The organism is Acinetobacter sp. YH12068_T, from assembly GCF_024606005.1.
GTDB lineage: Bacteria > Pseudomonadota > Gammaproteobacteria > Pseudomonadales > Moraxellaceae > Acinetobacter > Acinetobacter amyesii.
Genome location: NZ_CP094555.1, coordinates 3,083,627 through 3,099,943, shown reverse-complemented (window position 1 = coordinate 3,099,943; position 16,317 = coordinate 3,083,627). Strand labels below are relative to the sequence as shown.

General features: G+C 43.7%; 11 protein-coding genes. 5 read left to right on the top strand and 6 right to left on the bottom strand.

Annotated elements, in window-relative coordinates; translation table 11 throughout:
- The first annotated feature begins 146 nt into the window (after window positions 1-146).
- Window positions 147-2,090 carry an acetate--CoA ligase gene (gene acs / locus MST18_RS14765; RefSeq protein ID WP_111884479.1) on the top strand — a complete coding sequence of 648 codons (1,944 nt, stop codon included), beginning with the start codon at window positions 147-149 and terminating at the stop codon, window positions 2,088-2,090.
- Window positions 2,091-2,395: 305 nt separating this feature from the next.
- Entirely contained in the window at window positions 2,396-3,574 is a 1,179-nt protein-coding gene (locus MST18_RS14760; protein WP_180132793.1) for an acyl-CoA dehydrogenase family protein, read from the top strand.
- A gap of 68 nt (window positions 3,575-3,642) precedes the next feature.
- On the opposite strand, the gene MST18_RS14755 is transcribed toward MST18_RS14760, so the two are convergent.
- The 4 genes from MST18_RS14755 to msuE form a co-directional block, all read right to left on the bottom strand.
- Window positions 3,643-4,257, bottom strand: coding sequence for a riboflavin synthase subunit alpha (locus MST18_RS14755; RefSeq protein WP_180132792.1), 615 nt, complete (start codon window positions 4,255-4,257; stop codon window positions 3,643-3,645).
- 124 nt (window positions 4,258-4,381) lie between these two features.
- Window positions 4,382-5,800, bottom strand: coding sequence for a deoxyribodipyrimidine photo-lyase (locus MST18_RS14750; RefSeq protein WP_180132791.1), 1,419 nt, complete (start codon window positions 5,798-5,800; stop codon window positions 4,382-4,384).
- A gap of 495 nt (window positions 5,801-6,295) precedes the next feature.
- A complete protein-coding gene (sfnG, locus tag MST18_RS14745; RefSeq protein WP_180131156.1) occupies window positions 6,296-7,402 on the bottom strand; it encodes a dimethylsulfone monooxygenase SfnG in 1,107 nt (368 codons plus the stop codon).
- A 39-nt stretch (window positions 7,403-7,441) separates the two neighbouring features.
- Entirely contained in the window at window positions 7,442-8,173 is a 732-nt protein-coding gene (gene msuE, locus MST18_RS14740) for an FMN reductase (protein ID WP_078190544.1), read from the bottom strand.
- 375 nt (window positions 8,174-8,548) lie between these two features.
- On the opposite strand from msuE, the gene MST18_RS14735 reads away from it, so the two are divergent.
- Window positions 8,549-9,199, top strand: coding sequence for a response regulator transcription factor (locus MST18_RS14735; protein WP_078190543.1), 651 nt, complete (start codon window positions 8,549-8,551; stop codon window positions 9,197-9,199).
- A 170-nt stretch (window positions 9,200-9,369) separates the two neighbouring features.
- Here the strand turns inward: MST18_RS14735 and MST18_RS14730 are convergent, their stop codons facing one another.
- Both MST18_RS14730 and MST18_RS14725 read right to left on the bottom strand, forming a co-directional pair.
- Complete coding sequence (locus MST18_RS14730; RefSeq protein ID WP_180132790.1) at window positions 9,370-10,137, bottom strand: hypothetical protein; 768 nt, start codon at window positions 10,135-10,137, stop codon at window positions 9,370-9,372.
- Between the two features lie 429 nt (window positions 10,138-10,566).
- Window positions 10,567-14,055, bottom strand: a complete 3,489-nt coding sequence (locus tag MST18_RS14725; RefSeq protein ID WP_180132789.1) for a PAS domain-containing hybrid sensor histidine kinase/response regulator — start codon at window positions 14,053-14,055, stop codon at window positions 10,567-10,569.
- A 181-nt stretch (window positions 14,056-14,236) separates the two neighbouring features.
- Here MST18_RS14725 and MST18_RS14720 point away from each other — a divergent pair, with 181 nt between their 5' ends.
- Together MST18_RS14720 and MST18_RS14715 are read left to right on the top strand one after the other, a co-directional pair.
- Entirely contained in the window at window positions 14,237-14,569 is a 333-nt protein-coding gene (locus tag MST18_RS14720; protein ID WP_078193192.1) for a DUF485 domain-containing protein, read from the top strand.
- 1 nt (window position 14,570) lies between these two features.
- A complete protein-coding gene (locus MST18_RS14715; RefSeq protein ID WP_180132788.1) occupies window positions 14,571-16,286 on the top strand; it encodes a cation acetate symporter in 1,716 nt (571 codons plus the stop codon).
- Window positions 16,287-16,317 lie beyond the last annotated feature (31 nt).

Genomic DNA, 16,317 nt, shown 5'->3' with positions numbered 1-16,317 from the left:
CTTTAAATGGGAAAGAATAATACGACCAAAGCATGATTGCTGCGATTAAAAATTAATCGTCATACTGCTGTGATGCAGGAATTATAAAAGTAGAAATGTGGCATGGCATCTCGTGATGAGATGAATCAGATCAAGGAAAATACAATATGAAAGAGATCTATCCAGTACCTGAAAGTTTCAAAAAAACCGCGCGCATCAATGAGTCGGAGTACTTTGAGCGTTATCAAAAATCGATTGAACAACCAGATGAGTTTTGGGCGGAGCAAGCGCAAAAGATCGATTGGATCAAACCGTTTACCCAAGTTAAAAATACAAATTTTAAGCAAGATGATTTTAAGATCGAGTGGTTTGCTGATGGTGAACTGAATGTCAGTGCCAACTGTCTCGATCGACATTTAAAAGAACATCCACATAAACCGGCCATTATTTGGGAAGGTGATCATCCTTCACGGCATAAAATCATTTCTTTTGAAGAACTGCATGATGAAACTTGCCGTTTTGCCAATGTGCTGAAAAAACATGGCGTGGGCAAAGGCGACCGTGTGGTGCTGTATATGCCAATGGTGCCCGAAGCGGCTATTGCAATGTTGGCCTGTACCCGAATTGGAGCAGTACACTGCGTGGTTTTTGGCGGGTTCTCACCAGACTCATTGGCAAGTCGTATCGATGATAGTCAGGCGAAAGTCGTGATTACTGCGGATTGTGGGATGCGTGGTGGTAAGCCCATTCCACTCAAAGAAAATGTCGATCTTGCACTCGACATTGAAGGCACATCTTCGGTTCAAAATGTCATTGTGGTGCACCGTACAGGTAACCCGATCGAAATGAAAGCGGATCGTGACCTGTGGTATCACATGGAAATCATGTCGGTCAATGATATTTGTCCACCTGAACCTATGAATGCCGAGGACCCGCTATTTATTTTGTATACATCAGGTTCGACAGGAAAACCGAAAGGTGTATTGCATACCACAGGCGGCTATTTAACCTATGTGAATTGTACCTTCCGTGAAGTTTTTGACCTTAAACAAGATGATGTGTTTTGGTGTACTGCCGATGTTGGTTGGATTACGGGACACTCTTATGTGTTGTATGGGCCATTGTCGAATGGCACCACGACCGTGATGTTTGAAGGTGTACCACAATATCCAAGTTGGGCTCGGACCGGACATATTGTCGATAAACACAACGTCACTATTTTATATACGGCACCGACTGCAATTCGCGCCATGATGCGAGAAGGGGATGCCTTTGTCCGAGAAAGTGACCGCAGTAGTCTGCGTTTACTAGGTTCAGTGGGTGAACCCATTAACCCAGAGGCATGGAATTGGTACTACACCGTGGTAGGTGAAAGCCGCTGCCCAGTGGTAGATACATGGTGGCAAACAGAAACGGGTGGTTTCATGATTACGCCATTGCCGGGAGCAACCGATTTAAAACCGGGTTCAGCGACGCGTCCATTCTTTGGTGTACAACCTGCGATTGTCGATGCTGAAGGCAATGAGCTTGAAGGCGCCGTAGAAGGTAACTTGGTGATTAAGGATTCTTGGCCGGGACAAATGCGAACCATTTGGGGTGATCCTGAGCGCTTTATTGAAGCCTATTTCTCCACTTATCCGGGGACGTATTTTACAGGTGATGGCGCACGTCGTGACGAGTCTGGCTATTATTGGATTACGGGTCGTGTGGATGACGTCTTGAACGTTTCAGGACACCGATTGGGAACGGCTGAAATTGAAAGTGCATTGGTTGCACATGATGCTGTGGCAGAGTCTGCAGTGGTGGGTATGCCGCATGATATTAAAGGGCAAGGGATTTGCGCCTTTGTCACCCTACAAGCAGGGACAGCAGAGACGGATGAGTTACGTCAGGAACTGGTGGCTTGGGTACGCAAAATCCTTGGACCAGTGGCAACGCCAGATGCATTGCATTGGGCGCCGGCCTTACCGAAAACCCGTTCTGGTAAAATCATGCGCCGTATTTTAAGAAAAATTGCGGCCAATGAATTGGACTCTTTAGGTGATACCTCGACCTTGGCAGAACCTCAAGTGGTTGAACATTTGATTGCTACGGTTTATCCGAAGTCATAAAAACCATTTGAGCGTGAGTGATCACGTTCTGATGAAAGTTCACTATGGCTTATATGAAGGATTATTAAAGCAATAATGAACGTCCTTTCCCCTATAAAAGTTGATTAAGATGAAGGGACGTTCATGATGGATTTTATCCATCCTAAATACGACGTATAAAATGATCAAATTATAAGTCGCCTGAATCTTAGTGACTTAGATTTCATTAGATATAGATTTTACAGATACAGACTGCAGGCATTGAGATAAGCTGAATGCCTTTACTTTGTTAAGCTAAAACGGTAACAGAATAATCAGACAGACATATGAATGCTTCAACTCCATTGACTCAAGATCCGATCGATATTGCCCAAAAACTGGCGGCAGAATTTGCCACGACGGCTGCTCAGCGTGATAAGCAGGGGGGAAATCCCAAAGCTGAACGTGATTTGATTCGTCAAAGTGGTTTACTTGCATTGTCCATTGGACAGCAATACGGTGGACAGGGTGCAGATTGGCAGACGATTTTTAAAACCATTCAAACCATTGCTCAAGTGGATAGCTCATTGGCGCATGTTTATGGTTTCCATCATTTATTAATTGCAACGGTACAGTTGTTCGCGCAGCCCGAGCAATATGGCCCGTGGTTTGAACAGACTGCACGTGAGCATTTATTTTGGGGCAACACCCTAAACCCCTTAGACCGTCGTACTACAGCGACGCAACTGTCTGAACACGAATACGTCTTTCATGGCGATAAAAGTTTTTGTTCGGGTTCCATGGATTCAGACATTTTGCTGTGTTCTGGCTTCAATGAAGACGGAAAATTATTGATCGGGGTGATTCCTACAGCACGTGAAGGCGTCAGTTTTCTCGGCGATTGGGACAATATGGGACAACGTCAAACCGACAGTGGAAGTAGCCATTTTGAACAAGTTAAAATTTCCAAAGATGAATTACTACTGAACCCAGGCCCATTCAGTACACCTTATTCGAGTTTACGCCCTTTGATTGCACAGTTGATCTTTGTGCATATGTTCTTGGGGGTAGCCGAAGGGGCATTTGAAACAGCAAAAGAAACGGTACAAAGCCAAAAAGCATGGTCAAAATCTTTAGCTGAAAATGCAGTGAATGACCCATTTATTCAAAAGCATTTTGCTGAGTTTTATGTGCAATTAGAAAGTGTACGTTTATTGGCAGATAAAGCGGTTCAGCGTTTGCAATGGGCTTGGGAGATTGGTGAAGCTTTGACGGCGGAACAACGTGGAGAAGTCTCTATTGCGATTGCAACAGCCAAAATCGCAGCCACCAATAGCTCGCTATACATTACGCAAAATATTTTCCAAGTGATGGGCGCACGTGCCACAACTGCCAAACTAAATTTAGATCGCTTCTGGCGCAATGTACGTACCCAAACCTTACACGATCCGATTGATTATAAATATCAGGAGGTCGGTGAATGGGTGCTCACAGCGAAAGTACCAGATCCAAGTTTTTATTCTTAAACGTATATTGCACATTGCAACAAAGCCTCCGTTTTGGAGGCTTTGTTGCAATGTAATTTCAGTCGATCTTAACGCTGATGAATATTTTCTAAGGTATCGACTAAGGTTCGCGTTGTTTGATCAATTTCATAATTCACGGCATCACCGACTTGGATATCTTTCCATGTAGTGAGGCGCAGTGTTTCAGGAATAAGGTCGATTGAAATTTCACTGCTGGCACGATCAACACGGTTCACAGTCAAACTGCAACCATTGAGCCCAATAAAACCTTTGAGAAAGAAATATTTAATATTGCCTGCCGGAATGTGAATATCGAGATGAAAGGTTTCCCCGCGATGCTCTAAGTTTTTGATCGTGGCTGTGCCTTCGATATGACCATACAGATTATGACCACCATTTTCTGCCCCAACTTTGGCTGAGCGTTCGACATTGACCTCATCACCAGCTTTGAGAGTTTTCAGCGTGGTGAGTTGATTGGTTAAATCAGAGACATCAAAATGCACTTGGTTGGCTGCCAAATCAATATGTGTAGCCGTTAAACACACGCCATTAATCGCCACACTTGCCCCGATAAAGACATCATGAAAAAAATTCTGATGATTTGAAATCACCAAGGTTGTGAAGCCATTACCTTGACGAATCTCTAAGACTTTTTCTAAACCTTGCACGATGCCTGTATACATGGGAGCGTCTCTAAAATGATTTGCGTTTTCTGTATTGTAGGGACAAAACGAACGCTCGGCTATGCTTTACAGTGACCATTTCAGTACAGTGTTTTGATCTCTAACAGTTCGATCTTGGCAATATCTACAATGCTCGGAATGTTTCAATTGCAGTTAAGCGAGACTGCTTTATATCGACGATCGGTTGAGGGTAATTCAATTCCAATTGAGGATTTTTGGCAAAGGGTTGGTGAATTTGTTTGGCATCCAAATCTGCCAGTTCAGGTAGCCATTGACGTAAATAATCCCCATTCGGATCAAATTTCTGAGATTGGCTGATCGGGTTAAAAATCCGAAAATAAGGTACAGCATCTGTACCCGTCGAGGCGCACCATTGCCAACCACCATTATTGGCTGCTAAGTCACCATCGACAAGGTGCTGCATAAACCATTGCTCCCCCAACCGCCAATCGATCAGTAGATTCTTACTGAGGAACATGGCACAAATCATCCGCACCCGATTATGCATCCAACCCGTAGCCAGTAGTTGACGCATCCCTGCATCAACGATCGGAATGCCCGTCTGGCCGTATTGCCACGCAGCAAAGTCTTGTGGTGCATGGCGCCATTTTATTTTTAAGGTTTTGGTTTGAAACGGCTGGTGCTGAGAAACTTGCGGGTAGTCAAATAAAATGTGCTGGTAAAATTCACGCCAAAGCAGCTCATCGAGCCAAGTTTGTTGTCCTCTGTGGTCGATCTGGAAATAGCCGCCTTGTTCACGAAACAGGGCTTGCAGACATTGGCGAATAGACAAGATGCCCAAGTTTAAATACATGCCAATTCGACTGGTTCCATTGAGCGCAGGAAAGTCCCGATCATCAGCATAACGATGCAGATGTTGTTCAATAAATTCATCTAAGCACTGTAGTGCGTGATCTTCTCCAATCGGCCAAAGCTCGATTTGAGCAGCTAACAGCGATGTGGGATAAAAAGGAGTTAAATCAAATTGATTTTGCCACAGCGGATGCGAGGCGAGAGCCGCTTGGGCTTCAATAGCGGGATAACAAGTAGGCAGACTGATGCTCAATTTTTCGTAGCAATTTTTCTTAAATGCACCGAAAACTTGATAAGGATGTCCAGATTGATTGCGAATACTGCCTACAGGAAACAGGGTGCGGTCATGGTACAGCTCAACAGAGATGTGCTGCTGTTCTAATAACTGTTGTACTTCGCGATCTCGTTTAAGCTCATTCACACCATGTTCAATATGTGCATGAACAGTGTGTATATTGAGCTGAGTACATAAGGTTAATAGCTCAGTGGCGATGTCTGACCAATGGGGAATATGCTGAATAATCAGTGGAATATTTAGCTCAGCCAATTGCTGTCGCAAAAGTTCCAGTTGGGCAAGATAGCGATGGATTTTAATGGGGGCATCATCATGCCTTGTCCATTGTTCAGGAGAAAGCGCAATAAAGGCAATCGTTGGACCAGACTGTGTCGCCTGCCACAGTGCGCTATGGTCATGTCGTCTTAAATCTTGTCGAAACCAAACCAGTTGCATGTTTATTGCCTCTTGTTTTGTTGGAAATATCACAGGAATTACGGGGTGTCTATTGGTGATAAAATCATCTAAAAAATATCGATTTTTATAAAAAACCATATAATATCTATGGTTTAAGTTAACCGATTGCGCACAATCCTGTCAGCTTAAGCGTACAAGCAACGAGGTTTTTGACGCTAGGCGCACTTTTAAATTTTACCTAAGATGAACTCATACAGGAACAGGACGTTCCGGAACATAAAACAATAACAAAGTGTTCACCATCAGGACTGTGAAGCAAGACAGGAGTCATGCTTAAGTATCCATATAGAAAAAGCCCGACAGGATGTCGGGCTTTTTCTTTGTCTATAGGTTAGCTCATTTTCTAGAATCAAAGCATATCTTTAAATAGTACTCGAGATAAAAAATCCCCTAAGCCGAGCCTTAGGGGAGGAAAGTGAAGTGAGCCGGTTGTGATTATTATGCTGATTACATGAGCTGTGACTGCATCAACAATTATGCTGATTTAGCCTGCACAACTTGCTGCTGTTGAGCTTCCAGTTCACGAACCAGTGGCAACACTTTTTCGCCAAAGTATTCCACCTCTTCAATGAAGTGGAGAAAACCTGAGAGAACCAAATCGACACCTACACTTTTGAGTTCCACAATGCGTTCGGCAATTTGTTGTGGCGTGCCAATCAGATTGGTTTTAAAACCGTCGTTGTATTGAACCAAATCTTTAAAAGTAGATTTTGCCCAGTTACCTTCGCCTTCTTTGGTGGATGCACCTGCTTCACGAGTTGCATCGCCAAAGGCATTGACCGCTTCGGTATTGGCATTGTCGATAATAGCTTGAAGCACCGCTTGGGCTTCTTCCTCAGTATCTCGGGCAATGATGAAGGCATTCACCCCGATTTTGACCTGATGGTTATTGGCTTTGGCTTTTTCACGAATATCATCGATCTGCTTTTTCAACTCAGCAGGAGTATTGCCGTTGGTGAAGTACCAATCGGAAACACGTGATGCCATGTCACGTGCTGCACGTGAACTGCCACCTTGGAAGATCTCGATATGCGGTTTTTGCACCGGTTTTGGAGATAGAGTGTAGTCTTTAAATTGATAGTATTTACCATCAAAACTAAAGTTATCCTGCGTCCAAACGCCTTTTAGGCTACGAATGAACTCTTCAGAGCGCGCATAGCGTTGATCATGCTCGGGCCATTCTTCACCAATCGCATCAAACTCTCCACGGAACCAACCACTTACAACATTGATTGCAATACGGCCATTGGTAAGATGATCGATGGTCGCCAATTGTTTTGCAGCCAGAGCCGGTTTCCAAGGGCCAGGTAAAATCGCTGCAATGACTTTGAGTTTTTCAGTTTTAGCCAAAATTCCATGGCTGAAACTAACCGATTCGTGTTGATTCTCTGCGTTATAACCTGCTGTAAAACGAATTTGAGTCAGCGCATAATCAAAGCCACTTTTTTCTGCAGCTTGTGCCAAACGCACGTTATAGTCATAGCTCCAATCGGTACGCTGTTCAATATTACTGACCACCAAACCACCACTGACGTTTGGTACCCAATACGCAAATGTAATGTTTTTTTCTTGTACTGACATTTTGCAAACCCTCGGGATCGAATTGTTATGCTGTAGTGTTTAGGCCACTTGCGTTTTTGGCTTTTTACTATGCAGTCGAGCTTCAGCGGCATCCAAACTTGGAACAGCTGCAGAAGGAAGGACTTCTTCTTGCTCGATTTGTTTATTAATGCCCAAGTTTTGGTTGGCTTGTTGAGACTTGGCTTTCACCACTTCAGCACGCTGACCTTTGGCTGGAGCCCATTCCAAAATCGGCAGCGCACGTGCTACAGCTAAAGTAATGCGGTCACGGAGTAATTCACTATGAATGGTATATTCAGGGGTGAAATCACGGTCTGTTGCATAGACTCCGATTGGTAATGTTTGCGCTTGGAAGAAACTGAACAATGGACGCAATTGATGTTCAAGCACTAAGGCATGGCGTTCAGAACCACCCGAAGCTGCAAGCAAGACAGGAACATCGACCAATGCAGTTTGTTCGACAAAGTCAAAGAAGTGTTTAAACAGACCTGTAAATGAAGCACGGTAAACTGGTGTTCCAACAATCAGTGCATCAGCAGCTTCAACGGCAGCAAGGTCATCTTGTACACGTTGTGGCAATTGGTTACGGTAAATCGCGCCACCTAATAAATTGCCAATTTCGCTAAACTTAATAAAATGCACATTGATTGGAGTCGCATCACCGAGCTCATCAACAATGGCTTGTACCAAAGCTTCAGTTTTAGATGGATTGTTTAGACCACCTGACACAGCAACAATATTCAGGGGTTTTTGTAGATTAACTTGAGACATTTTTTAAACCTAAAAGTGTGGTTTCTCGGAATGCCTTTTATTAATCCCGATGGGGTGGATCACTGTAAAATAACGAAAATCAGAAAAGTTATCTGATTTTTAGATATGTTGGAAAAATCACAAGATTCGTGAAATTTCAAATTTTAAACTGTTGATATTTCAACATATAATGCATAGATATAAGCATTTTTACTGTGTTGATAAAATTTATATGAAAATATGATTAGATTTAAAGATTTATAGAAAATGCGAAAAAAGACGCATTTTAGGTGAAAATCTACATTTTAAATGCAAAAAAATAAGTTCTTGCATATCCTTCACATAGCATGTGTGGTTAGAATAGGGTCATTGTGCACAAGATCTCTCACGTTGCTTATGAATATTTTAATCGTTGATGATCACCCGCTGTTTCGTCATGCTTTAATTCAGGCGGTTCGTTATAGTTTGCCTCAGGCGCAAATTCATGAGACTGCAGCAGTCAATGAATGCTATGAACGTCTTGAAAATGGCCCTGAGCCTGATCTTGTGTTATTGGATTTAAACTTGCCGGGTGCTTCAGGCTTTTCTGCTTTGGTGCATATTCGCGCACAATATCCATCGATTCCAATCATTGTGGTCTCTGCGCATGAAGAAGCGTCGATTATCCAACGTGCAATTGCACATGGTGCGATGGGTTATATTCCAAAATCTGCGCATCCAAGTCACATTGGTGAAGCGATTCGTCAAGTCTTAGAAGGCGAGATTTGGTTGCCACCAAATTTACCTGCCAATATGAACTTTGATCCACGTGCTGCAGATGAAACGGCATTGGCAGAACGTATTCAGTCTTTAACACCGCAACAATTCCGCGTGTTAATGATGGTGGCAGAAGGTTTGCTGAACAAACAAATTGCCTATGAGTTGGATGTGTCTGAAGCAACCATCAAAGCGCATGTAACGGCGATTTTCCGTAAGTTGGGCGTACAAAACCGAACTCAAGCTGTATTGGCAATTAATGCACTGAATATTGAAGAAAAGAAAATCTAAGGATTTTTTCCATAAAAAAAGACCTCCACGATGGAGGTCTTTTTTTATGCTGTTTAAGCGCTAATGCTGGCGCTGGATCATTTCGGTGTAAATGCTGTTAGGTCTTTACATGCGGTTTAAAAGCAATAGAGCAATGCAACTTAACAATGACTTAAACAAACCACTTCAACTTAAGCAATATAGTCTTGCTTAGGCGTCAGATCGGTACAGTACAAAGGGTTGAGCGCACATTGCAATTCATCAATTTGTTCATCGGTCACATAGCCGCGCGCTTTAAGATAATCCGCGACACGGTCATCACGTAAACTCAAAAAGGCAGCGTCATAAACGCCCAAATCCACAAATAGGGCTGCAGTTTCTAAACTGTTAAAACGGTCCAGATAGACATCATTGTCATACATCAGGAAGATATGGTCTTGCTTGGAGTTGGCATCGACATTTAAACGTTGTGCCAATTCAAATGGCGCTGTTTTAATAAACAGTAAATCGGATAATTCATCAAACTGTGTTTTATCCAGCTGGTTTTTGTCGGTTTTGACTTTACCGAGCCACGCTTTGAACACCAATACCGCACCGCCGCGCAGTAGCATGCTCCAAATCTGATGACGGGTGTCCAAGCCTAAGCAATTGGATTCTGCTTCTAAATTTTGCAGCAGTAGGTCTTCTTGCTCTGCCAGTCGATCGAATAAGCCAAGACCTTGGGGTTTGTAGGCATTCGGCGCAAAGACATCAAAATTCAGTTCGTCAAACACCTGCAACGCGAGAGGAACGGCACTGCGATAGAGCGTTTCCAACGCTTCGACTTGCACATCACTTAATTTGCTGTACTTAAATAATTGACGCCAATCGATCTCTGGCAAAATGGCATTGGCACCATACTGACGATGAAACTGTAGATTTTGATCAAAACCATGCGGCATTGTTTCTGAAATATTCACAAGATCACTCCTAATATGAGGGGGAGATCAGCTTCTCAAGTGTTGATTTATGACGCTTCTTGAATTGGCTTGAAACTGATCAACTTCTTATGAATATTTTTAAAACGAATGGCGGCAGCTAAATATAAGACTAAAGTTTTAGTTTTTATTTTTGGTTGTAAAAATCTTTTTTAAATCAAATATATTTTTAATTGTAACTAAGTGTACAAGTGTTCACTCATGCATTCGATATCTTTTGCCATAGGCAATCTAAATTTGATATTTATGGCTAATAAATAGACGAAATGTCGGGGCTATTTTGAATGATCTTGCCGCTGAGAAAAATTTTTTTGCCAGTTAGGTAAGTTTAAGTAAAAGCAAGGTAAACAAAAGCCCATTTCATGTGAATGAAATGGGCTACTTTTCACAGAGAGATGTCCTGTAACAGCGCTACTGATTTGAAATCTTCAAACCAGATAACCATGAACGGAGTGAAGCCGGTTTCAACGGTTTTTTCAGTAAGACGATGTTTAACTCTTTTAGACGTTGCGGTAGTTCAGGATCAGAATCTGCAGTAATCAGTGCCACAGGGACATTTTCCTGACGGTTATCTAAAATAAAGTCGAGACCGATCTTGTTGTTATTCAAGTGTTGGTCAACCAACCAAACTTGAATATTCTCTTGTTGAATCAACTCCATGGCCTGTTCAGGTTCAGTGGCTTTAAAGACTTGATAGCCCCATTTGGTCAGTAAGGTCGACATCCCTTCCAAAATGGTTTCATCATTGTCTAAGCACAGAATCTTATAGGCTTTGGTTTTCAGCGGAACCGCTTGGGTCGGTGCAGCGACCACTTTTGGCGCAGCGACCACCGGCACTTCAATCATAAAGCACGAACCATGACCAAGTTCTGAGAACACATGCACAGGATAGTCGAGTAGGCTGGTCATCCTTTGCACGATGGCTAAACCTAAACCTAGACCCTGTTCGCCCCATGGAGAGGTGTGTCCACAGCGTTCGAACTCTTGGAACAACTTAATGCGCTGTTCTTCCGCGATCCCAGGACCTGTATCCCAAACGCCAATACGAATATGCTCCGGACGTGCTGAACGTAGCACACCCACCACAACACGACCACGCGCTGTATAGCGTAAGGCATTGCTGACGAAGTTTTGAATAATACGACGAATCCACTGTGGGTCGGTGTCAATCCAGAACTGAGCATCATGTACGGTCAGTTTGATATTACGCTGTGCTGCAATCGATTTAAATTGCAGTTCAAGATCGCTGAGTAAGTCATGTAGTGGATAAGGCTGACGTTTCGGTTGGATCGTTCCGCCTTCGAGTCGAGCAATGTCCAAGAGGGCAGAGAGCATACTTTCCGCACCATGCAGCGCACGATCAAGTTGCTGAAGCGTTTTACGATCATCGTCATTTTGTACGCTTTGCTCGAGGGCGGTACTAAACAGACGCGCAGCATGCATCGGTTGCAATAAGTCATGGCTTGCAGCAGCGATAAAGCGGCTTTTCGACATATTGGCTTTATCGGCTTGCTCACGTGCCAATTGTTGTTCAGACAGGGCATCTGCCAACTGTTGGGTACGATCTTGTACACGGCCTTCAAGCAAGGCTTCATTTTCACGGAAAGCAGTAATATCGGCAAAGGTTGTCACGAAACCACCGCCTTCGATTGGGTTGCCGCGCATCTGAATCACACGACCATCTTTACGAATCCGTTCAAATTCGTGTGCGCTGCCGACTTGCATCCAATGCATGCGTTTACGCACATGTTCCTCGACTGAACCGGGACCACATTCGCCGCGTTCAGCGTTATAACGAATCAAGTCTGAAATTGGGCAACCGACGTAGACAATGTCTTTTGGATAATCAAACAGTTTGAGGTATTGATTGTTCCATGCCACCAAACACATATTTTCATCAACCACGGACACACCTTGAGTCATATGGTCGATCATGGTCATGATCAGGTTTTGGTTAAAGCGCTGCCACTGTGAGGCTTGGTCAAGAATATTGGCGACCTGACCGAGTGCTAAACCATTATTAACCATGGCTGTGGTGAGTAAGGTACGGGCGGATGCCGCACCGATGGTGCCTGCAAGATACTGTTCGGTAAAACGCCACCACATACCGTTGGCGCTGCTATTTTCATTTAAAACGACATTGTTTTGTGCACAGAACTGGTTGAAGGCACGCATGGTTGGACCTTCACCGGTGATGCGTTTTGCCAAGGTAATTAGATCACCTACTTTTAGACGCGCCACATCATGGTGAATATAGCTGATGTCGTTTGATGTACTTTGAGCAGGGAGCGGCTTGGTTTCATAATAAAAGAAACTTTCGGCCTGAATTTGCTCGGCAACACTTGGACGGAAGACGCGGGAAATCCAAATATAGAGGGTGATATTTAAACCGAGCGCCCAAACTACGCCATGGGTAAGTGGATCGAAAGATTCAAACCCTAACAGTGCTTCAGGACGTAACCAACTCAAGCCTAGCGGACCCTGACTTAAAAGATTTTCGGTAAATGTTTTAAATTGTTCAGGTAAGCTACGCAATACGGTTGGTAATAACAGGGTATAAGCCCACATGCCAAAACCGACCAACAGACCCGCATATACACCTTGCTTGCTTCCGCCACGCCAATACAAACCACCAATTAGCGCCGGTGCAAACTGAGCCACAGCACTGAAGGCCAATAGGCCAAATACCGATAATTGGTCAATGTCATTGAAGAAATGGAAGAACAAGAAGCCCAATAACATGACCGCTAAAATACACACACGACGTGTGAATTTCAGTACGAGTGGTAGGCGTTTGTCATGGCGTGATAATAAACGTGTACGCCACAGTGCAGGCATGATCAAGTCATTACTGAGCATAATCGACAAGGCCACTGACGACACCAACAGCATACCTGTCGAAGCTGAAAACCCGCCGAGAAATGCAAGTAAGGTCAACCAGTCTTGGTTATAACTTAAAGGCAGTGAGAGCACGGCAACATCGGGTATTGCCAAGTAAGCCGGTGCTGCATGCAGCGCCCAACTGGCAATCGGGATGATCGCGATAATGGTTAAAATCAGATAAATGGCGAACCAACGACGAGCACCACGGATATGCTTTTCATCACGTAGTTCAACTACCGCGACATGGAACTGACGTGGTAGACAAATAATCGCTAAAGCAGCCAATAATGTTTGAATCCAAAAGCTTTCTGGCACACCTTTGAGCTGGACATCTTTAAAGGTAGTGTTGATGTCATGGCTGATTTGCGCCATGTTTTCAGGTGATTCAAAAACAAAGAAAAATGCGACTGCAAGTAGTGCAAACAGCTTGACGAAAGACTCAAATGCCACAGCCAACATTAAGCCGCCGTGCTGTTCAGTATTGGCAATCTGTCGTGTCCCAAACATCATCGCCAAAATCGCCAATACACCGGTCAAAAACAGCACACTATTGGTGGTACCTGTCAGACCAGCGGTCGGTTCTAAAATGACTGTTGCACTTAGGGCAATCGCACGTAGCTGCAAGGCTAAATAGGGAATAATGGCAATTACGGCAAGGATCGTGACCAGTGAAGCTAAGGGGCCACTTTTACCATATCGTGCTGCTACAAAGTCGGCAATCGATGAAATGGCATGATGCTGACGGACACGCCCTAAACGTCGCCAAATATCATAGCCGAGCGCAACAAATAGCAGCGGTCCCAGATATATTGGTAGGAAAATAATGCCTTCACGAACGGCGGCACCCGTTGCGCCATAAAATGTCCAAGATGAACAATACACCCCTAAAGTTAGACTAAAGAGAAGCATTCTGCCGCGAGTACTGAGCCTGCTGGCATGCTTTTCACCAAAGAATGCACATACAAAGAGTAATGCGATGTAAAGGGCCAATACCCCGACGATAAGCCAACTATTCATAGAGCCTGCAGCATATTAATTCTCGCTTAATGATAACGCATCCATAGGCTTAGGGAGGTTATTGCTCAAAATTTAACGACCAAAGTCTAAATTACAAGAGATAAGGAACATTGGTAAGTTTAGCTTCGAAATAATTCGAATTAGAAAATTGCGCGCCAAGGTTCGGCGTAAGGAGAATATTATGGATGAGAGACAGGTAGAACAAATTCTACAGAATCCAAAATTTAAGGAAATGGTCAGCCGTAAAAGTAAGTTGAGCTGGACTTTGACGATCATCATGTTGGTGGTCTATGTCGGCTTTATGCTCCTTGTGGGCTATAACAAAGAGTTCTTGATGCAATCCGTGAGTGGTGGTGTGACCACGATTGGTATGCCATTAGGTCTAAGCATTATCGTATTGTCATTCTTACTGTGTGGTGTTTATTCGTATATTGCAAACAACAAGTTGGATGCATTAAACGCAGAAGCAATGCGTGAAGTAGAAGCAATTACTCAAGAAAAAGGACCGCACTAAGATGAAATGGAATTCATTGAAAGCAACAGTATTAGCGGCTCCTGCTCTGCTCATGTCAAGCATGGCAATGGCTGGGCCAGATTTAGGTGAAGCACAGCAACAAGCAACCAACTGGCATGCGATTATCATGTTCGCAATTTTTGTTGGCTTGACTTTGTTTATTACCAAATGGGCAGCGAAACAAACCACCAACACAGCTGACTTCTATACTGCCGGTGGTGGTATTTCGGGTTTCCAAAATGGTTTAGCGATTGCCGGTGACTATATGTCAGCAGCATCGTTCCTCGGTATTTCCGCAATGGTATTCAGTTCAGGCTTTGACGGCTTGCTGTATTCATTGGGCTTTATGGTGGGTTGGCCAATCGTATTGTTCTTGGTGGCTGAGCGTCTGCGTAACTTAGGTAAGTTCAACTTATCTGACGTGGTGTCATTCCGTCTAGCTGAGAAACCTGTCCGTACCCTTGCAGCAGTAAGCTCACTTGTGGTTGTAGCGTTCTACCTGATTGCACAGATGGTGGGTGCAGGTCAATTGATTAAACTACTATTCGGTTTGAACTACAACATTGCGGTTGTGATCGTTGGTCTACTGATGATGGCTTATGTAATCTTCGGTGGTATGTTGGCAACAACTTGGGTACAGATCATTAAAGCAGTGATGCTACTTTCTGGCGCAAGCTTCATGGCATTCATGGTCATGAAAGGCGTGGGCTTCAGCTTCTCTGAAATGTTCACTCAATCGATCCAAGTTTTCTCTAAAGTACATGACGTATCTTTAGCTGAAGCTGCAAACATTATGGGTCCAGGTAAACTTGCAGCCAACCCAATTGATGCGATCTCTCTAGGTCTTGCATTGATGTTCGGTACAGCAGGTCTTCCACACATTTTGATGCGTTTCTTCACTGTAAAAGATGCAAAAGAAGCACGTAAATCAGTAGTTGTTGCTACAGGTTTTATTGGTTACTTCTACCTATTAACTTTCATCATCGGTTTTGGTGCGATCCTTTATGTATCGAACAACCCACAATTTCTTGATGTAGCGAAAATGGCGGTAACTGGCAAGTTAGAACTTGTTGGTGGTAACAACATGGCAGCGGTTCACTTGTCTGATGCATTGGGCGGTGACTTGTTCATGGGCTTTATTTCAGCGGTAGCATTCGCAACAATTCTTGCAGTAGTTGCAGGTCTAACGTTGTCTGGTGCTTCAGCAATTTCACATGACTTGTATGCAAACGTATTCAAGAAAGGTCAAACTACACCTGAATCTGAACTTCGTATGTCTAAAATCGCGACTTTAGGTCTTGCGATCTTCGCAATGATTTTAGGTATCTTGTTCGAGAAACAAAACGTTGCATTCATGGTTGGTCTTGCATTCTCTGTAGCTGCATGTGCAAACTTCCCAGTGCTTGTATTGTCGATGTTCTGGAAAGGTTTAACGACGCGTGGTGCGGTGATTGGTGGTGTGGTTGGTCTAGTAACTGCTGTGATTCTAATTGTATTGTCTAAAGCAGTTTGGGTAGATACATTCGCAATCTCTGAAACACCAATTAACCCATTCAATGGTCCTGCTATCTTTGCAATGCCATTGGCATTCATCTGCTGCTGGTTGTTCTCTGTAACTGATAATTCAGTACAAGCACAAGCTGAGCGTAAAGCATTCGATGCACAGTATGTACGTTCACAAACTGGCATTGGTATCTCTGGTGCTTCAGATCACTAATCTGAATCGCCTAAAAAGCCCCTAATAAGGG

Excerpts from the sequence above, each read along its gene's own strand:
- MST18_RS14755 (WP_180132792.1), bottom strand. The coding sequence starts at position 4,257 with ATGTATACAGGCATCGTGCAAGGTTTAGAAAAAGTCTTAGAGATTCGT.
- acs (WP_111884479.1), top strand. The coding sequence starts at position 147 with ATGAAAGAGATCTATCCAGTACCTGAAAGTTTCAAAAAAACCGCGCGC.
- MST18_RS14735 (WP_078190543.1), top strand. The coding sequence starts at position 8,549 with ATGAATATTTTAATCGTTGATGATCACCCGCTGTTTCGTCATGCTTTA.
- MST18_RS14750 (WP_180132791.1), bottom strand. The coding sequence starts at position 5,800 with ATGCAACTGGTTTGGTTTCGACAAGATTTAAGACGACATGACCATAGC.
- MST18_RS14760 (WP_180132793.1), top strand. The coding sequence starts at position 2,396 with ATGAATGCTTCAACTCCATTGACTCAAGATCCGATCGATATTGCCCAA.
- MST18_RS14715 (WP_180132788.1), top strand. The coding sequence starts at position 14,571 with ATGAAATGGAATTCATTGAAAGCAACAGTATTAGCGGCTCCTGCTCTG.
- msuE (WP_078190544.1), bottom strand. The coding sequence starts at position 8,173 with ATGTCTCAAGTTAATCTACAAAAACCCCTGAATATTGTTGCTGTGTCA.
- MST18_RS14720 (WP_078193192.1), top strand. The coding sequence starts at position 14,237 with ATGGATGAGAGACAGGTAGAACAAATTCTACAGAATCCAAAATTTAAG.
- sfnG (WP_180131156.1), bottom strand. The coding sequence starts at position 7,402 with ATGTCAGTACAAGAAAAAAACATTACATTTGCGTATTGGGTACCAAAC.
- MST18_RS14725 (WP_180132789.1), bottom strand. The coding sequence starts at position 14,055 with ATGAATAGTTGGCTTATCGTCGGGGTATTGGCCCTTTACATCGCATTA.